The organism is Ketogulonicigenium vulgare WSH-001 (assembly GCF_000223375.1).
GTDB classification, from domain to species: domain Bacteria; phylum Pseudomonadota; class Alphaproteobacteria; order Rhodobacterales; family Rhodobacteraceae; genus Ketogulonicigenium; species Ketogulonicigenium vulgare.
This window is the reverse complement of the sequence record NC_017384.1, coordinates 2,249,470-2,269,057: the sequence shown is the minus strand read 5'-3', so window position 1 is coordinate 2,269,057 and position 19,588 is coordinate 2,249,470. Positions and strand designations below refer to the sequence as shown.

The 19,588-nt window shown below is 63.2% G+C and carries 16 protein-coding genes and 1 pseudogene; 5 read left to right on the top strand and 12 right to left on the bottom strand.

The window, feature by feature from the left end:
* The 12 genes and pseudogenes from KVU_RS11320 to KVU_RS11265 form a co-directional block, all read right to left on the bottom strand.
* The gene (locus KVU_RS11320) at positions 1 to 843 is read right to left on the bottom strand and encodes an ABC transporter ATP-binding protein (RefSeq protein ID WP_013385372.1); all 843 of its coding nucleotides are present in this window, start codon (positions 841 to 843) and stop codon (positions 1 to 3) included.
* A 15-nt stretch (positions 844 to 858) separates the two neighbouring features.
* Positions 859 to 1,875, bottom strand: coding sequence for an ABC transporter substrate-binding protein (locus KVU_RS11315; RefSeq protein ID WP_013385371.1), 1,017 nt, complete (start codon positions 1,873 to 1,875; stop codon positions 859 to 861).
* 28 nt (positions 1,876 to 1,903) lie between these two features.
* The gene (locus KVU_RS11310) at positions 1,904 to 2,695 is read right to left on the bottom strand and encodes an ABC transporter permease (protein WP_013385370.1); all 792 of its coding nucleotides are present in this window, start codon (positions 2,693 to 2,695) and stop codon (positions 1,904 to 1,906) included.
* Complete coding sequence (locus KVU_RS11305) at positions 2,688 to 3,668, bottom strand: ABC transporter ATP-binding protein (protein WP_013385369.1); 981 nt, start codon at positions 3,666 to 3,668, stop codon at positions 2,688 to 2,690. The genes KVU_RS11310 and KVU_RS11305 overlap by 8 nt, the downstream gene beginning before the upstream one ends.
* The gene (locus KVU_RS11300; protein ID WP_013385368.1) at positions 3,665 to 4,519 is read right to left on the bottom strand and encodes a DUF58 domain-containing protein; all 855 of its coding nucleotides are present in this window, start codon (positions 4,517 to 4,519) and stop codon (positions 3,665 to 3,667) included. The genes KVU_RS11305 and KVU_RS11300 overlap by 4 nt, the downstream gene beginning before the upstream one ends.
* A complete protein-coding gene (locus KVU_RS11295; protein ID WP_013385367.1) occupies positions 4,519 to 5,517 on the bottom strand; it encodes an AAA family ATPase in 999 nt (332 codons plus the stop codon). The genes KVU_RS11300 and KVU_RS11295 overlap by 1 nt, the downstream gene beginning before the upstream one ends.
* Entirely contained in the window at positions 5,514 to 9,521 is a 4,008-nt protein-coding gene (locus tag KVU_RS11290) for a VWA domain-containing protein (RefSeq protein WP_014538023.1), read from the bottom strand. Before KVU_RS11290 ends, KVU_RS11295 begins: the two co-directional genes overlap by 4 nt.
* A complete protein-coding gene (locus KVU_RS11285; RefSeq protein ID WP_013385364.1) occupies positions 9,518 to 10,939 on the bottom strand; it encodes a hypothetical protein in 1,422 nt (473 codons plus the stop codon). The genes KVU_RS11290 and KVU_RS11285 overlap by 4 nt, the downstream gene beginning before the upstream one ends.
* Positions 10,940 to 11,560: a zinc metalloprotease gene (locus KVU_RS11280; RefSeq protein WP_013385363.1), complete on the bottom strand. Its 621-nt coding sequence runs from the start codon at positions 11,558 to 11,560 to the stop codon at positions 10,940 to 10,942.
* Between the two features lies 1 nt (position 11,561).
* The gene (locus KVU_RS11275) at positions 11,562 to 12,398 is read right to left on the bottom strand and encodes a transporter substrate-binding domain-containing protein (protein ID WP_236953106.1); all 837 of its coding nucleotides are present in this window, start codon (positions 12,396 to 12,398) and stop codon (positions 11,562 to 11,564) included.
* Positions 12,399 to 12,572: 174 nt separating this feature from the next.
* Positions 12,573 to 14,313: pseudogene (locus tag KVU_RS11270) on the bottom strand (pyrroloquinoline quinone-dependent dehydrogenase).
* A 106-nt stretch (positions 14,314 to 14,419) separates the two neighbouring features.
* Positions 14,420 to 14,926: a c-type cytochrome gene (locus KVU_RS11265; protein WP_013385360.1), complete on the bottom strand. Its 507-nt coding sequence runs from the start codon at positions 14,924 to 14,926 to the stop codon at positions 14,420 to 14,422.
* Between the two features lie 724 nt (positions 14,927 to 15,650).
* Between KVU_RS11265 and KVU_RS11260 the strand changes: the two genes are divergently transcribed.
* From KVU_RS11260 to KVU_RS11240, 5 genes are all read left to right on the top strand, one after another.
* Complete coding sequence (locus tag KVU_RS11260; protein WP_013385358.1) at positions 15,651 to 16,193, top strand: invasion associated locus B family protein; 543 nt, start codon at positions 15,651 to 15,653, stop codon at positions 16,191 to 16,193.
* Between the two features lie 102 nt (positions 16,194 to 16,295).
* Positions 16,296 to 17,525 (top strand): dual-specificity RNA methyltransferase RlmN, encoded by a 1,230-nt coding sequence (gene rlmN, locus KVU_RS11255; protein WP_013385357.1) that lies wholly within the window; start codon positions 16,296 to 16,298, stop codon positions 17,523 to 17,525.
* Positions 17,526 to 17,548: 23 nt separating this feature from the next.
* Complete coding sequence (locus KVU_RS11250; protein ID WP_014538021.1) at positions 17,549 to 18,343, top strand: hypothetical protein; 795 nt, start codon at positions 17,549 to 17,551, stop codon at positions 18,341 to 18,343.
* Between the two features lie 61 nt (positions 18,344 to 18,404).
* The gene (gene dapD, locus KVU_RS11245; RefSeq protein ID WP_013385354.1) at positions 18,405 to 19,232 is read left to right on the top strand and encodes a 2,3,4,5-tetrahydropyridine-2,6-dicarboxylate N-succinyltransferase; all 828 of its coding nucleotides are present in this window, start codon (positions 18,405 to 18,407) and stop codon (positions 19,230 to 19,232) included.
* A gap of 62 nt (positions 19,233 to 19,294) precedes the next feature.
* Positions 19,295 to 19,540 carry a GlsB/YeaQ/YmgE family stress response membrane protein gene (locus KVU_RS11240; protein ID WP_013385353.1) on the top strand — a complete coding sequence of 82 codons (246 nt, stop codon included), beginning with the start codon at positions 19,295 to 19,297 and terminating at the stop codon, positions 19,538 to 19,540.
* Positions 19,541 to 19,588 lie beyond the last annotated feature (48 nt).

Sequence of the window (19,588 nt, the reverse complement as noted above, 5' to 3'; positions counted from 1 at the left end):
TCACGCCGTATGGCCGAGATGGCCGGTTTGGCGGCCGTGGAATTCAGATGCGGGGTCCGACAGGACCAACTCGCGGATACGCGACCACAGATAGGTGCGCAGTTCGATATAACGGGGGTCCGCGCGCAGGGCTTCGCCTTCGCGCGGGCGGGGCAGGTCGATATCAACGGTTTCCAGCACGCGGCCCGCGCCCATGACGACCACACGGTCGGCCAAGGTCACGGCCTCGTCCACCGAATGGGTCACGAACATCACAAGCGCGCGGCGGCGTTCCCACAAGGACAGCAGCTCGGTTTGCATCAACTCGCGCGTTTGGGCATCTAGGCTGGCAAAGGGCTCGTCCATCAGCAGGATTTTCGGCTCGACCGCCAAGGCGCGGGCAAGGGCGACGCGCTGGCGCATACCGCCCGATAGCTGCGCCGGATAATTGCCTGCGACGCGCGACAGCCCCACCAGTTCCAGATAATGGCGCGCGCGGGCGTCGCGTTCGGATTTGGTCATGTCCATATCCATCAGCGCAAAGGTGATGTTGGACAGCACCGTCTCCCACGGGATCAGGCGAAAGGATTGAAAGACGAAACCTGCATCAGGCCCGGGATTGGGCGGCGCGCCTTTCAGCAGCACGCGGCCACCATCGGGCGCTAGCAACCCATTCGCCATCCGCAGCATCGTCGTCTTGCCGCAGCCCGACGGGCCGACCAAGGCGATAAATTCCTGATCGGCCAGCCGCAGGTTCACATCGCGCAGCGCAAAGGTTTCCGTCCCGTCGGGGCGCAGGAAGCTTTTCGAGACATTCTCCATCACCAAACCGGCGCTGGATTGCTCTGAGACGGGACGGTCCATTGTCATCTGCCTACTTTAGCGCGTAACGGCATCGGAAATATCCGAGGTGCCAAGGGTTTCCAGCGCGCGGTCAATCGGGCCGAAGTCCACCCATTCGGCCAGCGTCACTTCACGTACGCCTTGGAATTCTTCGGTCTGATAGGCCCAGTTGGCGGTAAAGTTCAGCTCGTCCGCAGACAGGCCGCCATTCACGCTCCAGCTGGTGGTAAAGGCCGCAGCCAGTTGCTCCAGCGTGTCAGCCGACACATCGGGGCGGGCGGTAGTCATGAAATCCACCCAAAGCTGGCTGTTTTCAGCGACATCGCGGCTGGCGCGGATGATGGCGCGGGTGATGCCGTCAACTTCGGCCTGACGGTTTTCCAGCGTTTCGAGAGTGACGATGTTCACTTTGTTCACCACGGGCGCGGCGGCATAGAAATCATCGACATTGGTGATGATATGCAGGCCGGTGCGGTCGGGCAGCGACAGCCAGATCCCCAACGAAACGGTCGTTGCATCCACCTGACCTGCCGACAGCGCCTGCGCACGCACGGCGGGCTGGCCAAGGGCCACAACCTCTACCGCATTCGTGTCAACGCCATTGGTCGACAAGACATTCATCGACAGCGAATAATCGAGGCTGCCGACGCGGCCGACGCCAAAGCTATGCCCCGCGATATCGGCAAGCGATGCGATCTCTTCTTTGCCGATGATCTGATAGGGCAGCGCCTTGTTCGGGGTCAGGACGGCGCGCAGGTCATCGGCGCCATTGGCGACCAGCTGCAGCAGCCCGTCGACCGAGATATTCGCCATCTCGCCCGCGCCCGCCTGAATGGCCGCCAGCGCCGAGGGCGTCTGTTCGACGCGCACCAGCTCTAGCTCGACGCCTTCTTCGGTAAAGTAACCACCGGCGACGGCGAAATCGATGATCGAGTTCGGCACCAGCGGCGGCTCGAGATCGGTGACGATCATGCGGAACGGTTCGGCATGGGCCGCACCGGCTGCGATAAGGGCAAGCGCTGAGGCCAGCGCGAGTTTATGTGTCAGTTTCATTGCATCCTCCAGTCAGCAATGGTCCAAGTCATCCGCCCTGCTTCCATCGGGCAAGGCGAATTTCGATGTGGCGCAGAATTTCCGTCACGACGACGCCGATCAGCGCGAGGCTGAGGACGACGACGAAATATTCGGCCATGCGGAAGCTGTTGCCATAGGTGGCCAGCAATCCGCCAAGTCCACGGACCGAGGTGTAAAGCTCGGCCACGACAGTATTGATCAACCCGATGGTTGCGCCGATGCGCAGGCCCGCGATCAGATAGGGCAGCGATCCGGGCAGTACGATGCGCCAATAGATGCGGCGGCGTTTCGCGCCCACGGATCGCGCCATCTCGATCAACTCGCGGTCGACCTGTTGCACGCCGGTATAGGTGTTCATCACGATCGGCATCACCGCGCCCATGAAAACCACGGTGATCTTCGCCTCTAGCCCAAGGCCCAGAAACACGATGATCAGCGGAATGAACGCGACGCGCGGCGTTGCGGCCAGCGCATAAAGGTAGACCTCTAGCGTTTTGCCCAGCAGCTTCAGGCTGCCCATCACCAGCCCCAGTGGCACGGCGACCAGAATGGCAAGGCCATATCCACCAAGGAAGACTTGCAGGCTATCGCCCAGCGCGGTCAGCAGGCGGCCGTTTTCGATCAGCCGCCAAAAGGCGTCATAGGTTTGCAGCGGCGAAGGGATCAGGTTGCGCGAGACGTTTTCGGACGCCAGCCACCACAGCAGCAGCAACAGCCCCAAAAACGCCAGCCGCAGCACCGCGATCGCGGCGCCGTTATCGGCCAGATCCTGCTTTTTGCGCCGCACCGCTTCAGCCATTACGCGCCCCTTTGCGGGCGGGTTTGGCGGGGCCTGCCTCGCGCAGATCGCGGCCCGTCAGGCCAAGGAACACGCTTTCCAGCGAGGGCTGGTGCAGTTCCAGTCCGCTGGACAGCGGGCCGATTTCGGCCATCAGACCGGCCAGATCCTCGGTCCCGGTCAGCGGCAGCACCAGCGTATCGCCCGCGCCCGGTTGCGCGGTGGGAAAGCGGCTGCGCAGCGCGCTGGCGGTATCGGGGCTGGTCGGGCGCAGACGCAGGGTCGTGGTGCCATGCGCGTCTTTCAGCGCTTGGGGCGCATCATCGGCAAGAATCATGCCGTGGTCGATGATGCAAACGCGGTCGCAACTGTCGACCTCGTCGATGTAGTGAGTGGTGACCACGACCGTCAGATCCGATCCCGCACGCAGGCGGCCCAAGTGGTCCCAGATCGCGGCGCGCGATTGCGCATCCAGACCCACGGTCGGCTCGTCCATGAACAGGATGCGCGGTTCGTGCATCAGGGCGCGGGCGATTTCCAACCGGCGCTTCATCCCGCCCGATAGCGATCCAACGGTGGCGTCGATCCAATCCGACAGATCGACCAGTTCCAGCACCTCGAGCAGCCGCTTTTTGCGGGCGCGGTACGGCATCTGATAGACCATGCCGTGGAATTCCAGATTCTCGCGCACCGACAGGCGACTATCCACGGTGGGGTTCTGGAACACCACGCCGATATTGCGGCGCACGGAGAGCGGATTCTTGCGGGTGTCGAAACCCGCGACGCTGGCGGTTCCCTTATCTTGCTGACGGATGGTGCACAGAATGTCGATCAGCGTTGATTTTCCGGCGCCATTGGGGCCCAGCAGGGCAAAGATGCTGTTTTTGGGCACCGTCAGATCGACGCCTTTCAGCGCCTCGATCCGGCCAAAGCGTTTCGAGATTCCGCGAACCTCGATGGCATTTACAGCGTCTGCGGGTGTGGTCGTGCTCATGTCAGGATCCCCAAACCGCGACAGCGGCGTAGAAAGAAGTCGTCCAGCGGGTCCTCGGTTCCCAAAGTCAGGAAATGCCAGCTGAAACGCCGGAATGTTTGGCCAAGGTCCTGCTGCCAGGATGTCACCGCCCGGGTATAGGCGGAAAGGGTGGCGGAATCGAGGCGAACGTCAATCTCGGCGCCGCTCTCTTGATCTTCTAGTGTCATGACGCCCTGCCCAAGGGCGGTCGGGTCACGCTCGATCGGGGCCAATAGCTGGATGCCGAGCACCTCTTGTCCGGCGGCGGCGGCCAGCGGCAATTGCGCGGCCAAGCCCTCGTCCCACCAGTCGGAAATGATGATCATCAGCCCGCGTTGCGACTGCGCGGCGCGCAAAAGCGGCGTCAGGTCCAGCGCGGGGCCTGCCTCGGCGGTCGCAATCTCGTCAAACAGGATCTCGGCCCGCTGGGTGCCTTGCAGGCGCGGCCCCAGGTGCAGGGCGCCGCCGCGCGGGGCAGCTACCTGCACGCGGTCACCGGCGGCAAGGCCGACAAAGCCAAAGACCTGCGCAATCTGCCCCGCCACATCGCGTTTTTCCGCCATCGAGGCCGAGGTATCCAGCACGATTGTGATCGGCACCTGACGCATCAGGGCATATTCGCGGATCACCGCCTCGCCGCTGCGGGCCATGACATAGGCATCCAAGTGACGCGTATCATCGCCGGGCTGATAGGGGCGGTGGTCGATGAATTCGATCCCCGGCCCTTTCGTCCGCGACCGCCGCTCGCCCGTGCCGACAGAGGGCTGGGCCAGCGAAGGCACCAGCTTTGCTGTCATCAACTGTTCCAGCAGGGCGGGATTGGGTCGCATCAGAGCTTGCCCACCGTCTTGTCAAAGATTGCGGCGATCAGGGCGCTGGTATCAATGCCGTTTGCGCGCCCCTCGAAGTTCAGTTGCAGGCGGTGCGCCGAGATCGCGGGCAGAACCGCGCGCACATCGGCCGAAGACACATGGTTGCGCCCCTCGACCATGGCATGGGCCTTGGCGGCCATCACCAGAGCCTGCGCGCCGCGCGGGCTGAGGCCAAAGCGGATGTTGCGGCGCACCTCGTCGGTTGCAATCGGGCTGTCGGGTTGCGTCATCAGCACAAGGCGCGCGATCGCATCGACCATTTCGGGCGCGATGGGCACCGCGCGCACCAGCTGTTGCAGCGCCAAAATGTCATCGGGGGTGATCGACTGCTGTTGTACGGCCTGTGTTGCGCCCGTGGTGCTGGTCAGGATGCCTGCCAGCGTCGCTTGGTCAGGATAGGCCACATCGATACGGAACAAAAAGCGGTCGGTCTGCGCCTCGGGCAGGGTATAGGTGCCCTCCATCTCGATCGGGTTCTGGGTGGCCAGCACAAAGAACGGCTTGGGCAGTTGATGCGTGGCGCCCCCTGCGGTGACGGTGCCCTCTTGCATCGCTTCCAGCAGCGCCGATTGCGTGCGCGGCGTGGCGCGGTTGATCTCATCCGCCAGCAAAAGCTGGGTAAAGATCGGGCCGGGGCGGAATTCCAGACGATTGCGCCCCTCGGCATCGGGCACCAGCACGTTCGCGCCGGTGATATCGGCGGGCATCAGGTCGGGGGTGAATTGCACGCGCGCAAAGCCAAGGCCGGTCGCCGTGGCAAGGCTGCGTACCATCAGCGTTTTACCAACGCCGGGCGGGCCTTCCAGCAGCACGTGACCGCCCGAGATCAGCCCCAGCAGCAGCAGGCGCACGGCGCTTTGCTGGCCGATGACGGTGGTTTGCATACCTTGCAGCGTTGCCGTCAGCGCGCCGCGCAGACGGGCCAGCATTTCGGCATCGGTTTCAGCGATGGTCATGGACGTGCTCCTTCCGGGGCCGGGCGGCTTTGGCTGCCCCGGCGTCTAAGAATACGAATGTCAGCATAACGCCGGATCAGGTCCAGCAGGAATAGCGCAAGGGCGATCAGTGCAAGCAGCGGCACTGCGCCCGCAAACTGCCACTGGGTGCCCGACAGGTCGGCCTGTAGCGCAGCAAGGGTTGTCTCGGCCCCGCCGGTCATCGCGGCAAGGGCCAAAGTGCCAGCGATGCTGCGCGTGTCATCTGCGGCCGGGGCAAAGGCCTCATACCAGCTGGCGCTGGGTGCGGCGGGCGTACCCTCGCCTGCGCCAAGGGGAATGGCGGCGATGCTGTCGGCGGTCAGCGTAGCGTCATAGCGTCCGGTCAGCCCGCGCGCCAGCGTGCCGCGATAAACCCCGCCGCCGACGCTATGCAGGTTCACCAGATCAGTGCCTTGGTTGGTCCGCACCTCGGCCACGGGGCGCAGGCCCAGCACCGGCTCACCCTCGCGCGAGAGGGCGGTCAGCGTGACGGCGAGGGATTCGTGATCGGGGGCCAGTGTCAGGATCAACCCGCTGGTCGGGGTGACGGGTTGGAAGGCGCGCAGGCTATCGGCCCATAGCGCGCCATAGCCCGGCAGATCATGCCATGGTGCCGTCCAGTCGCTGGTCACATCCGAGGCAAAGGCCATAACCTGACCATTGCCGACGCGCCACCATGCCAGCAGGGGCATGTCTTCGCCCTGCGCATCGGGCGCGGTCATGGCCAGCGTCGCCTCGGGCTTTGCCGTAGTCAGGACAAAGGCGTTGATCGGCGGCAGGCTAGCGGGCATGGCGCGCAAGAAGGGGGCGGTGACGCCCGTCCAGACCGGCTGGCTGGGTTCCTCGTTCAGCGGGTTCGAGAACATCATCGCCTCTTGCGCGAGGATCGAGGGCAGGGCCTCGAAATCGCGGCTGATATGGGCGACGCCATTGCCGAGGCGGGCGATATTTTCTGCTGCGCCGGTATCTGCGCCCACACCGATTGCAACCGCCGAGACGGTGGTGCCATCCGCTGTGATCTGGCGCAGAATGCCCTCCCAATCGCCGGGCTGGCTCAGGCCGTCCGTCATGACGATGATATGTTTGGCGGGCGACTCGCTGCGCTGCAATTCGCGATAGGCGGCCACAAGACCGGGATAGATCGCCGTGCCGCCGCCGGTATCCACGCGGTCCAGCGCGATCTGCGCCGCCGGGATATCCAGGGTCGACAGCGGCACGACGGTCGTTTCTTCGGTATCAAACACGATGACGCCGATCTGGCTTTGCGGGTTCAGCAGTTCCAGCGCCGACAGGGTCGCATTCTTTGCGACGCCCAGCCGATTGCTGTCACCCACCGCCTGCTGCATCGAGCCCGAGCGGTCGAGAACGAAAACCATCGTCACCTCGGGCGCTTCACGTGGCACGCGGGCCGAAAGGGGCGACAGCTCTTCCAGCGGAGTCTCGAAATATCCACCGGGGCCAAAGGACTGCGGGCCGCCCATGATCAGCAGACCAAGGCCGTATTCATTGACCATGCGCTGCAACATGCGCTGGGCATAGGGCTCGATCTCGAGCGCGGGCGTGTCTACCAGCACGACGCTGCCATAGGGCGCCCAGTCGCGCAGATAGGTCGGGGTTTGGGCGGGGTTCAGCAAGGTGATATCGACCATGCCTTGATCCAGCAGCAGTTGCACGACGGCCTCGCCCTCGGCCCGGTCAGCCGCGATGACGGCGACGGGGCGCTGCGGACCCGGACGGATGATCAGGCCCGCGGTTTGGGTTGGCAGCACCGCGCCCGTTGTCAGCAATTCGGCCTGCAAGAAAGCCTCGGGGCTTTCCAGCTCGGGCAGCAACGTCTCGATCCGGTTGTCGCCCGAGTGCAAGGCGACCGGGACTTCGGACAGCATTTCGCCATCCAGCGTCAGGCGCAACGTTGCATCAGTGGCGGCGGGTGCATGGACCAGCAAGGTCACGGGCAGCGGCTCGCCTTGCATGGGACGGCCGGTCAGCTCGAGGCTGCGCAGAACGGGCGCGCCGCTCGGCGGGGCGGGCGCGATGTAATGGATGGGCAGGCGCGAGGTCAGTGCAGGATCGGTAATGGGCGAGGTCGCAATCGGCGCGCCCAGCAAGATGGCACCCGCTTGCGTGGAGGGCAGGCTGGCATTGGCCAGTTCAATCGCGAGCGCCGCTTGCTGCACGCCTGTCGCCGCCGCCTCGGGGCCGGCGGCACTGATCTGCGGCAAGGACGAGGCGGTTGTCATGCTTTGCTGGTCAAGGCGCAAACCGCTTTGCGTGCTGGCACCTTGCACATCAATCGCCACCAACCCAGCGGCAGCCGAGGGCTGCGGCACCGGCATATTCAGTGCGGCCGCCAGCATGATGACGCTTGCCAGTGTCGCCGGGACAGAGGGCAGACCAAACCGCCCGCCGCGGCGGCGCGCCGCCAGCACGGTATCGGCGATAATACAGGCGGTCGCGGCCAGCAGCAGCCACAGGCGCAGGTTTGCGCCGGTGGTGGCGATATCGTTGCGTGCGGCTTGATCCGCCACGATTTGCCCCAGCGGGCGACCGTCAGGATAGCAGGGCTGGGCCGCCGTGCAGGCCAGCAGCGGATCTGCGGGCGCCAGCCACCCCATCACCGACGCGGTCAACAGCGCCAGCGCCGGATCATTTTGCCAGTTCGAGCTGCGCGGGTCGAAGGCCAGCCAAGCCTGACGGATGCCGTCGATCTCGGCCAGTTGGATCAGCGGCTGCCCCGCCGCGGATAGCAGGACATCCGCCCCCGCGATGACCGGCAGTTGATAGGCCGGGCCGGGCAGCAGCGGTTTCAGATCAATCCCCGCCAGCACCGGATTGTCGGTCTGCCACGCGTCGGGATCGGATTGCGCCAGTCGCGCGGGGGCGTCTTGGCCCGCCAAATGCGCGGCACCGATCCACAGCGTCGGCAGCGCGGGCGCGCGGTCAATCGCGACGCCGTCCACGATCGCGGCGCGATAGGTGGACAGGTCGGCAGGTACCGCGCTGGATTGATAAAGTGCCGTATCGGGCAGTGCACGCAGGGCGTTCAGCCAAGGCTGCTGTCCCTCGCCAAAATAAAGATATGCATTTTCGGCGGCGGGCGCCTCGGTCTGGAATGTGCCCAGCAGGCGTCCGTCCAGACTGACCGTCAGCAAGCCGGGGCCGGGCAGATTCAGCGTTTCCATGACATTGATGCGGCCTGAGACCGAACGGCCCAGCGTCTTTTCCACCCAAGGCAGCGGCGTCACACCGGGACCATCGGCATATCCCAGCACAAGGCGCGCGCTCTCGACGCCCTCGGCCATTGCGATCTGGCCCGACAGGCGGAAGCTATAGGGCTGTGCGGCAGGGGTGAGCGTATAGCTCATCTGCGTCGGCGGGACGTCGGACAAGATGACATGGCGCGCAGTTTGATCCGCAGGCAAGGGCGTATCGCCCAGCACAACCAGCGCGGCTGTGCCATCGGGGTCAATCATCTGACGCCGTGTCTCGATCGCGCGCCAATCCGTTTGCGGCGATGGGGCGGCGCGCATCGCCGCGCGGGCGCGGTTGATCAGATCCTCAGCCTCCAGCGTACCGGAGTTCTGGCGCGCGGCGATCAGGCGCGGCGCGCTGCCGCCCGCCAGAACAGAAACCGCGCGCGCCTGCGCGAATTCATGGGTCAAGGCGGCGGCCAGCGCGGTCGTATCCTCGGGCAGGGGGCTGTCGATAATGAGGATGCTGTGATCGGCGGGGCGTGCGCCGATAAAGGGCTGCGCCAAGGCCAGCGCGGCAAACAGCACCGCCAAGATTTGCAGAACAAGCGGCCATGTCAGCGGCGGCCATTGGCGCGACCGCCGCGCCGCGCCGGACGGGATCGCCAGCGCATGCCATAGCCGCAGGCTGGGCACGATCACCTGCCGTTTGCGCTGGGCATGCAGCCACAGAACAAGCGCCGACAATGCGCCGATCAGCAAAAATGCCGGAAACAAAAGGCCGAAATTCATTGTGTCGGCCCGTTCTGCGAAGTGCTGCTGCGGTCAAGGTAACGTGCGATCATGGCGCGGGCAGCGGGCGGAATATCCAGACGCGCCGCGCCCATCGCCGCGCGGGCAATCTGGGTATCGTCAAAGCCGCCGCTGCTGCCGCTTGCGGCATCGCCGCCCGCGCCCGCCATCGGGGGGGCGGCGTCGATGCGGATACGGTTGCCCGTTGCCTCGGCATTCGAGGAAAGGGTCATATCATTTGCGGCGGTTATTTCGGGGCCGGCGGGCGTGGTGTCGTCCGCCAGCTCTTGGCTGCCGCCGCCCGCCATTTCGCTTTCGCCCTTGCCGGATTCCATGGCCGCGCCGATGGGCGCGCCGCCTATCATTTCCAGCTCGGCATCGTCCATGCGGCGCGGTTCGCCCTCATCGGGGGCAACGCCGCCCTCAAGATCGACATCCGAGGGACGCATCGCGCTGGCATCGACGTTCGACAGCAGCTCTGTCTCGTTCCGGTCGCTATAGAGCGCCTCGAGCCGTGCGTCATCGCGCTCATAAATATCGACAAAACCTTCTTCGGCGCGCTGGGCTGCGCGTTCTGCGGCGCGGGCTTCGCTGGCGATCTGTTCGTCAATATTCTGCGCCATCTGCTGCGCAGAGAAACTGTCTGGCTGACCCATCCAACTGGGCGGCGTGTCGCCATAGGCGCGCCGCGCATGTTCCAGCAGATCCGAGACTTCCTGCTGCAAGGCGGCATCATCGGGGGCATTCGCCAATTCCTCGGCCGCCTCGGTCAAGGCGCGGGCGACGGCGGCCAGATATTCATTTCCACTTTCGCGCGCATCCTCGGCAATGCGGGTGGCGATGGTGTTGACGGATTCGTCCAGCGCGGGAATGGGCGCTTCATCGACGGCTATTGTGTCGTCCAGCGGCGCATTCTCCAGCGCGCGCTGGTCGGCCAGCCAGAAGTTCGCACCCATCACAACGATCAGGGCCACAGCCGCACCAATGGCGGGCAGGCCGGGCAGGGCGATAATGCCGCGCGGGTCGATCTGGCGGGCGGCTTCGGCCTGATCTTGCAGCAGCACACGGCCGACCGGGCCGGGTTCAATATGATCCAGCGCAAGGCGGGTCGCCGTCGCATAGGCCTGATCGCGCCCCGCACGGCGGTCGATCAGCCACAGCAACCGTCCGCCCGCGCCGCGATTGATCATCATCGTGATCAAAAGGCCAAAGGTCAGCGCGCCAAACACAATCGGCAGTGCTGGAAAGCCGCTGCCGGCAAGGCGCATGATCAACACCACCAGCGCCGCAACCAGCCCTGCCAGCAGGAACACCAATAGCGCATTGCGCTGCTTCCAGCGGCGCAGCACCACGCGGGCGGGCGCCATCAGGCGGCGTTCGGGATCAATCACAGAGGGCGTGGCAGGCAGGTCGGTCATCTATAGGCGTCCGGGCAGCAGCAGGCTGGCAAGGCTTTGCAACAGCCCATTCAGCCCCAAACCGCGCCCCACATAGAACAAGGCGATCAGCGCGGCTCCGATAATCCAGGCAGGCGGCATCCGGCGATAGACGGCGGGGGCCACGGCTTTCAGTACATAACCACCGGCAAAGGGCGGCAGGGGGATCAGGTTGATCACCGCGGTCGCCGCGCAAATCGGGGCAAGCGTCGTCAGGATGTTTTGGATATTCAGGCCAAAGGGCGGCGGGAACAGTGTCACCGCATAGGCACTTGCCCAGAGGGCAAGATTTCCCAGCAGCACCAGCACCGCCATTGCGCCCAGCACCGCGATCACCGAGCCAATTGCGCCGCCGTGCAGCTTTTTCGGGTCGACATCCAGCGGTTTGGCCCAGCCAAAGCGCACCAGCACCACGCCGACCATCGCGATCCACGAGATTTGCGTCGCCGGGTTTGGTTTGCTGCGCCCGTCATAATGCGGGCCACTATCGCCCATCAGGCGGAACATCCACGACAGCGCCGCGCCGAAAAGGCTGATCGCAACCAGCCCACCGATCACACGCAGCACGACCTGCCAAAGCGTAAGGTCAAAGACCGGGATCATCCTATCCCTCGGGCAGCATGTGGTGTTTGACCTGCAGCGCGTTGATCGTGCCGTCGGCCTCTAGCGCGGCGATCGCGTCGCTCAGCAGCGTATTCAGGTAACCGTCCTGCGCACGGGTCGCGATACCGATGGCCGAGGTGCGGGCCGAGAACGGCAGGCTATCCATCAGGAAAATCTTGGGATCATCGCCCATATCTTGGCGTGCAAGGTAAAAGCCTTGGCGCCAGATCATGCCGACATTGGTCGAGCCGTCCAGCACACGTTCTACGACACGGGCATTGTCGTGATAGGGGGTGCGTGCCCAACCGGGCGTGTTATTCGTATACGAAATCAACTGGCTATCGCCGGGCGTGGTCATGCGGATGCCGACGCGTACCGGCACTGTCAGATCAGCAGCCGTGTGGATCTCGGGGTCGGCGGTGAACATGACCGATTCCACAGTGATATAGGGACGCGTCACGCGCATCCATTCGGGCGCATTGCTGTTTGCGACATAGCCAAGGAAGGCATCGCAGGTCTGTGCCAGCAACACGAAAATCTGCTCATCGCTGATCGGCAGGCGATAATCGTAACGGGTGGGCGTCGAGCCCAGATCGCCCTCGCGATAGGTGGCCAGCGTGACCTCGGTGAGCAGCGCATCGCCAAGGGCGCGGGCCAGATCCTGTTCGAATTCCGACAGTGCGTTGAAGCCGTTATAGCAAAAGACAAGCCGGTTATCTTGGCTGGTACGTTCGGTGTAAAGATCACGCGATACAACCTCGTTCTGCGCCAAAGCGGCAGTTCCAAAGCAGGTCAAAAGCGCGGATGTGACATAACCGCACAGTTTAGCATGTCTCATCTCTTTTTCTCCGAACATCTGTTGTTCTTAAAGGTTTATTGGGTCTGTAACAGAAACGCTAGCGTCAATTTGCCGCAAGTTTCAGCAATATGCAAAGAGTCAGGGCACGCGGCCCCCAATCTATATGACAAAGGGCCCCGCAGGGCCCTTTGCTATTGACGTCATGCTGTCAGCTTATTGCTGGGGCAGCGCGAAGACGTACATCGCATTACCGATCGCGGTCGAGTCGACCGGCTCGGCCAGGGGACGGTTGTGGAACGAACCATAGGTCGTGCCGCCGCCGCCGATGGCGATGTATTGGACGCCGTCGATCTCGTACGAGACAGCTTGGCCCGAAGCGACAGTCGCCAGACGGGTCTGCCACAGGGTCTCGCCGGTCTCTTGGCTGAGAGCGCGGAAGTAACGGTCGGTGCCGCCGTTGAACAGAACGCCGCCAGCGGTCGACAGGACAGGCGCGTAGTTCGAGGCTTCGCGCTCAGCGGTCCACAGGGTGCGGCCTGTGCTGATGTCGATGGCGTCGATACGGCCAACCAGCTCTTTACCCGGTGCCATTTTGGCGGTCAGGCTTTGGTTGTACACGTCCAGCGAGCTGAATTCCTGGTCGACAGCTTCGATATCCATGCAGGTGTTGTTCAGCGGGATAAAGTAGATGCCGGTATCGGGGTTCAGCGCAGCCGACGGCCAGTCACGGCCACCCAGCAGCAGCGGGCAGACGTCATAGGGGGTGTCCAGCTCGGTCAGAACTTTCGACTCGTCGACGGTCACGATGCCGTTTTCGTCGATCGATTCGATGATGTTCTCGTAGCTGGTGTCACGGGCCCACAGGAATTCGCCGGTTTCGGCGTCGAACTGCCACATGGTGCCGGTTTTGCACGGAACGCCGGTCAGAACGCGACGCTCGCCGGTGGCGGCGTTCGGGTTGATCGAGCGGACGCCGTCCATGTCAGCTGCGGGCTGCACGTCAACGTTGGCAACCATCATCTCGAAGGTGCACTCTTGGTCCCAGTTGTCGCGGGGCAGAGTTTGGTGACGCCAGACGATCTCGCCAGTCTCGGGACGGACAGCGAAACGGGTGTTGGTGCCGTACATGGTGCCGCCGGTGGTGCCGCGCTGGGTTTCCGAAGCCGGGCCAACAGCCGACGAGCCGTAGTGGACAAGGCCGCCAACGGGGTCATAGGTGATCTGACCCCAGACGCCGGTCATCCAACGGGCTTCGTAATCGTTGCCCCAAGTCTCATCACCCTCTTCGCCAGCGCGCGGGATGAAGTAGTTGCGCCACAGCTCTTCACCGGTGGCCGAGTCGTGGCCCGAGACAAAGCAGCCGAACGGCGAGTATTGGCAGGTCGAACCGGCAACGATCACGCCGTTTGCCACGATCGGGCCCGACGAGTTCGAAACCATGTCTTCGCCTTGGCCGCGGTCGACGTCGAACGTCACTTGGCCAGTTGCGGTGTCGAGGGCGACCAGGTGGTTGTCCCACGAAACAAAGTAAACGTTGGTGCCGTACAGCGCCATGCCGCGGGTCGGCTCGCCAAAGCTGTTCAGCGTGGCGATGTTCGGCAGTTGGCGGCGGTGTTCCCAGATCAGATCGCCAGTTTTGGCGTCGATGGCCTGGATCACGTCGCCCGGGTTTGCCAGATACATGACGCCGTCATGGATCAGGGGCGTGACTTGGACTTTGCCCGGCTGCATGCCGCGCGCCCAGACCAGTTGCAGTTGGCCGACGTTCTCAGTCGTGATCTGCGTCAGGGGCGAGTGACGGTAGTTTTCTTGGTTCTGACCGTAGCTGATCCATTCACCCAGCGGGCGGGTTCGCCAGCAATTCATCGGTGACGGGGGTCACTTGAGCAAGCGCAAAGGAGCTATAGCTTGCAAGCGCGGCAACGCTCGCAACCAGCAAAGACGACGTCTTCATCAGGTTTTACCTTGTTTGGGATGGAGGGTTGGTAAAGGAGGATTGGCCGACCGTAGCCGGCCAATCTGGTAGGTTGCTTACCGTCAAGCGGTTGGCGACCCTGCGTTTAGTTGGGGTTACGGCCCATCATCAGGCTGCCGAGCAGCGCTTCGTCCGAGGTCAGTTCCGTCTCGCCCGGCTCTGCGCCGTGCGATTGCAGAATGAACGCAACGATTTCAACATAGGTATCGTCGCTCAACGAGTGAGGCGCGCCCATCGGCATGTTGTCGCGGGTGTAGTTGAAGTAGTCCAGCAGCGGCTTGTCAGCATACTTGTTGTTGATGACAGGGCCGATAACGCGCGGACCACCCGACGAGCCGCGAGCGGTCGGGCCGTGGCAGCTTGCGCAGCTGGTCATCCATGCAGCCTGGCCAGCTTCGGCCTGGGCTGCAGTGTAAACGCCGTCGTAGATCGAAGTGGCGGCGCCAGCAGCGGCAGCAGGTGCTTCTTCGGTAGCTGCAGTATCAGCGGCCGGTGCGGGACGTTCGATGTTGCTGAACGCCAGTGCCCCGGTCGTTCCGGCCAGCAGTGCTGCAAGTGCAAGCGCGCCGCCCAGAGTGGTTTTGTTTTTCATTTTAGCTTCCTTTACCTTGCTGCGTCGCAGGCCGGACAAGGTGCCGACATCTGCGAGCAGCCCCTATATAACGGCCGCAAACAGAAATGTCAGTCTTTGCCGGACAACTCCGCCTTGGGTGTTTCAGCCCCCTGACGCCGTGTCTGCGGGCCGGGATTGGGTGCAAACCACATTTTTCCCCAAATGAAGTCAAGTGGTGTACCAAGGGGGTAAATCGGCCTCAGCCTGCGACAATTTCCAGATTGCGCACTGAAATTATGTCGATTTTCCGCAAACACCCCGCGACGATATGGCCGTGCCGCGCAGCTTTATGCGCTGTTTGGCAAAATGCCCTGTGATTGTCGCAGGCAGAATTTTTTCATCGCATTTGCGTGAAAGTCAGAACTGTGATCACGCTGGTCGCAAGTGATGTAGAATAAATGTGATCGGCGTCCTTGCGCCGATTCAGGCGCCTTTCCCCAGGTGATTCGCGGGCGGTGTCGGGGGTGGTTTTCAGGCGCCGCTTGGGCCGATCACTTAGGATTGTGCGGATTGGCGGGGCCTTGCACGCAGATCACGGCATGTTCAGCAAGAATTCGCGCAGTCTGGCGCCAAGCAGGGCTTTTCCGCTTATGTGCTTTGTTGCTAAACCTGCGCTATCGGGTTGAAGACGATCCGCCCTTTGGACGGCCTATGGGTCAGCCTGCCGGGTCGGGTTGCAGAACAAGACGGCTTGGAGGCTGCAATGATTTCACGACGGATGCGTGGCGTGCGTGCGCTGGCGACGGGGTTGGCTGTGTTGGCGGGGATCTCTCCCGCTTTTGCGCAGCAGACGACCTCGAACCGCGTTGCCGCCTTTACGAACTGGAACGTCTACGAAGAGCAGTCGCCCCGCGAATGCCTGGCGCTGTCGGTGCCGCAGGACTGGAGTGCCGTAAACGCCAGCGGCGCGGCGACCCAGGTTTCGCGCGGGTCGATCTTTTTGTTCGTCTTCTATCGCCCCGGCGACAGCGTCAGCGGTCAGGTTGCCTTTACCGGCGGCTATCCGTTCCGCGAAGGCTCGACCGTGACGCTGACGGTCGACGGCACCGCCTATAACATGTTCACCGAAGGCGAATGGGCATGGCTGTCCTCGTCCGAGGAAGATGCCCGTGTGGTTGCTGCGATGCGTCGCGGCTCGCGCGCGGTGGTCGAGGGGGTCTCGGGGCGCGGTAACCGCACCACGGATAACTTCTCGCTGTCGGGTGTGACGGCGGCCATCGACGACGCACAGCGCCGCTGCGGCTAACCCGGCTGGCGTGAAAACGTGATTTTCGCCGCGTAATTTGGCGTAGAACCCATTTGGGTTTTACGCTAAGACGCGCGTCTGTTGTTTATTGCGAGTGACGCCATGACCGCCACGGCCACCAGCTTCCAGCCTGTCCCCCAGCCCGACCCTGCAAAGGCGCCGGTGACGCAAGATATGCTGACCATCCCGCGCAAGCTGCCCGATGGGCCTGCGAATCTTGTCGGCATGACGCGTGACCAGATGCGTCAGGCGATGATCGACATCGGCGTGCCGGAAAAGCAGGCCAAGATGCGCATGGGTCAGCTGTGGCAGTGGATCTATGTCTGGGGCGTGCGTGATTTCGCGCTGATGACGAATCTGGCCAAAGACCTGCGCGCCAAATTGGCCGAAACCTATGTGCTGGCCGTGCCCGAAGTTGTGACGCGCCAAGTGTCCGAAGATGGCACCCGCAAATATCTGGTGCGCATCGCCGGCGGCCACGAGGTCGAGGTCGTTTATATCCCCGAGACCGATCGCGGCACGCTGTGCGTGTCCAGCCAAGTCGGCTGCACGCTGACCTGTTCCTTTTGCCATACCGGCACGCAAAAGCTGGTGCGCAACCTGACCACCGCCGAGATTGTCGGCCAGGTCATGGTCGCGCGGGACGATCTGGGCGAATGGCCGCATCCGGGGCAGGATGTCAGCGAGCTTGGCCCCCGCCGTCTGTCGAATATCGTGCTGATGGGCATGGGCGAGCCGCTGTATAATTTCGAAAACGTGCGCGATGCGATGAAGATCTGCATGGACCCCGAGGGGATTCAGTTGTCGCGCCGCCGTATCACGCTGTCGACCTCGGGGATCGTGCCGGAAATCGCGCGCACCGCGGTCGAAATCGGCTGCCAACTGGCCGTCAGTTTCCACGCCACCACTGACGACGTGCGCAACGTGCTGGTGCCGGTGAACCGCAAATGGAATATCGAGGCGCTGCTGACCGCGCTGCGTGAATATCCCGCGCTTTCGAATTCTGAACGGATCACCTTTGAATATGTGATGCTGCGCGGCGTCAATGACAGCGACGACGATGCCCGCCGTCTGGTCGAGCTGATCCGCGGCATCCCTGCCAAGATCAACCTGATCCCGTTCAACGAATGGCCGGGCTCGCCGTATCAGCGCTCGACCAAGGCGCGGATCGAGGCCTTTGGTGATATCGTCAACCGTGCAGGCTATGCCAGCCCCGTGCGTCGTCCGCGCGGCGAAGATATCATGGCCGCCTGTGGCCAGTTGAAATCCGCAACCGAGCGTGCCCGCAAATCGCGCGCCCAGATCGCTGCCGAAGTCGCAACCGGCGCCTAAGGCTTTCCCACAAGGACATTCCGATGAAGATCAAGCTGAACGCCGTCGAATTTGACGTTCTGGCCGTGCCGCGCGCATTGCGGACCGCGATTGTGCAGCAACCCTCGATCCGTCCCGGCACCCTGCGCGAGGTGTACACCCATACCCGCGCCGAGGGCGGCAAGATCGTTGGCCCCGCATCGCCGCAATCCGAGGCGCTGCTGCCCAATGGCGTTAGCTTTTTCATCCCCAAACCCGGCGTGACCCCTGTCGAAATCGCCGAAGGTCCCTCGCGCAAAATGTCCGAACGTTTTGTCGAGGCGATTGGCGCGCGCGACATGCGCGAGGTGCAAGATGCGATCTATCGCCTGTTCGGCTCAAGCCGCCGCGCGCTGCCGCTGAAGGAATTCGCCGCGCTGAACGGTGCCTGTGACTGGCGTATGCTGATGGGCACGGATTTCGCCGTTGTGCATCTGTCCGCCAGCGCCCGCAATCTGTCGGCCTATGTCGTACTGCCCGCGCAGGTCGGCTTTATCGCCACCGTGACCGAGGAAGGCGAGGGCCTTGCCGCCGTGCAGGCGCAGCACCCGAACCTGCTGAACAGCCGCCCCGGTTTTATCATTCCGCCGCTGAGCGAGCCCGCCCAGACCGCCCGCCGCATCGCGCTGGAACAGCGCGTGCGCGAGCTTGCGAACGAGCTGGACGGCCGCACCCCGGCCGAACTTGCGCCCGATGATCCGCGCCAAAGCGAGGCGCAGCGCCTGTCGATCGAATGGGCTGCCTTGTTTCCGCGCAATGGCCAACAACCCGCACAACGCCAAAGCGCGAACGTCAACTAGTCCGATTGCCAGCCCTCTCTCGTCGCGTTATCAGCCTTGCTGACACGAATAGGAGAGAACCATGTCGAATGCCGCCCTTGAAGCCGCCATCGAGGCTGCGTGGGAAGACCGCGCAGCCCTGACCCCCGCCAGCCGTGGCGAGGCCGTTGATGCCATTGAGGCAACGTTGGAAGCGCTGGATAAGGGCAAGTTGCGCGTGGCTGAACGTCAGGCCAACGGCGATTGGCATGTGAACCAGTGGGCCAAAAAGGCCGTGTTGCTGGGTTTCCGCATTAAAGACATGGAAATCCACGACGGCGGCCCGCAAGGCGGCACGTGGTGGGATAAAGTCGACAGCAAGTTCAAAGGCTGGGGCGAAGCGGATTGGCGCGAAGCCGGTTTCCGCGCGGTGCCGAACTGCGTTGTGCGCCGCTCGGCCTATGTGGCGCCGGGCGCGGTGCTGATGCCCAGCTTTGTGAACCTTGGTGCCTATGTTGATGAGGGCACGATGGTTGACACCTGGGTCACCGTCGGCTCTTGCGCGCAGATCGGCAAGAACGTCCACCTGTCGGGCGGCGTCGGTATCGGCGGCGTGCTAGAGCCAATGCAGGCTGGCCCCACCATCATCGAAGACAACTGCTTTATCGGTGCGCGTTCGGAAATCGTCGAAGGCGTGATCGTGCGCGAAGGCTCGGTCATTTCGATGGGCGTGTTCATCGGCAAATCGACCAAGATCGTGAACCGCGACACCGGCGAGGTTACCTATGGCGAAGTGCCGCCCTATTCGGTGGTCGTCTCGGGCTCGATGCCGTCGAAGAACGGCGTGAACCTCTATTGCGCGGTGATCGTCAAGCAAGTCGACGCCAAGACCCGCTCCTCGACCGGCATCAACGAGCTGCTGCGCGATTAAGTGGAACCAATCCCGTGCTGGCGCGTTGTAGGTTCAATGCCCTCAATATTTTGGAGCGAGACATGGGACTGGGAATTCTTGGAAATATCATCATCGGTGGTCTTGCAGGATGGTTTGCCAGCATGATCATGAAGGCTGATACGGGGCTTATCCTCAATATCATCCTCGGGATCGTCGGTGCGGTTCTGCTCAATATCGTGCTGGCCGCGCTTGGCATTTATGCAGCAGATGCGTGGATTCCGCAGCTGATCGTGGGCCTGATCGGTGCCTGTATCTTGATCGCCATCGGGCGCGCCGTAAAACGGTAACGGCCGTTACACGGGAAACAAATGGGGGGCGGGGCCGCAAGGCCTCGC

Bases quoted from the DNA above. Each gene is read 5' to 3' on its own strand.
- KVU_RS11320 (WP_013385372.1), bottom strand. From the start codon at position 843: ATGGACCGTCCCGTCTCAGAGCAATCCAGCGCCGGTTTGGTGATGGAG.
- KVU_RS11315 (WP_013385371.1), bottom strand. From the start codon at position 1,875: ATGAAACTGACACATAAACTCGCGCTGGCCTCAGCGCTTGCCCTTATC.
- KVU_RS11310 (WP_013385370.1), bottom strand. From the start codon at position 2,695: ATGGCTGAAGCGGTGCGGCGCAAAAAGCAGGATCTGGCCGATAACGGC.
- KVU_RS11305 (WP_013385369.1), bottom strand. From the start codon at position 3,668: ATGAGCACGACCACACCCGCAGACGCTGTAAATGCCATCGAGGTTCGC.
- KVU_RS11300 (WP_013385368.1), bottom strand. From the start codon at position 4,519: ATGCGACCCAATCCCGCCCTGCTGGAACAGTTGATGACAGCAAAGCTG.
- KVU_RS11295 (WP_013385367.1), bottom strand. From the start codon at position 5,517: ATGACCATCGCTGAAACCGATGCCGAAATGCTGGCCCGTCTGCGCGGC.
- KVU_RS11290 (WP_014538023.1), bottom strand. From the start codon at position 9,521: ATGAATTTCGGCCTTTTGTTTCCGGCATTTTTGCTGATCGGCGCATTG.
- KVU_RS11285 (WP_013385364.1), bottom strand. From the start codon at position 10,939: ATGACCGACCTGCCTGCCACGCCCTCTGTGATTGATCCCGAACGCCGC.
- KVU_RS11280 (WP_013385363.1), bottom strand. From the start codon at position 11,560: ATGATCCCGGTCTTTGACCTTACGCTTTGGCAGGTCGTGCTGCGTGTG.
- KVU_RS11275 (WP_236953106.1), bottom strand. From the start codon at position 12,398: ATGAGACATGCTAAACTGTGCGGTTATGTCACATCCGCGCTTTTGACC.
- KVU_RS11265 (WP_013385360.1), bottom strand. From the start codon at position 14,926: ATGAAAAACAAAACCACTCTGGGCGGCGCGCTTGCACTTGCAGCACTG.
- KVU_RS11260 (WP_013385358.1), top strand. From the start codon at position 15,651: ATGATTTCACGACGGATGCGTGGCGTGCGTGCGCTGGCGACGGGGTTG.
- rlmN (WP_013385357.1), top strand. From the start codon at position 16,296: ATGACCGCCACGGCCACCAGCTTCCAGCCTGTCCCCCAGCCCGACCCT.
- KVU_RS11250 (WP_014538021.1), top strand. From the start codon at position 17,549: ATGAAGATCAAGCTGAACGCCGTCGAATTTGACGTTCTGGCCGTGCCG.
- dapD (WP_013385354.1), top strand. From the start codon at position 18,405: ATGTCGAATGCCGCCCTTGAAGCCGCCATCGAGGCTGCGTGGGAAGAC.
- KVU_RS11240 (WP_013385353.1), top strand. From the start codon at position 19,295: ATGGGACTGGGAATTCTTGGAAATATCATCATCGGTGGTCTTGCAGGA.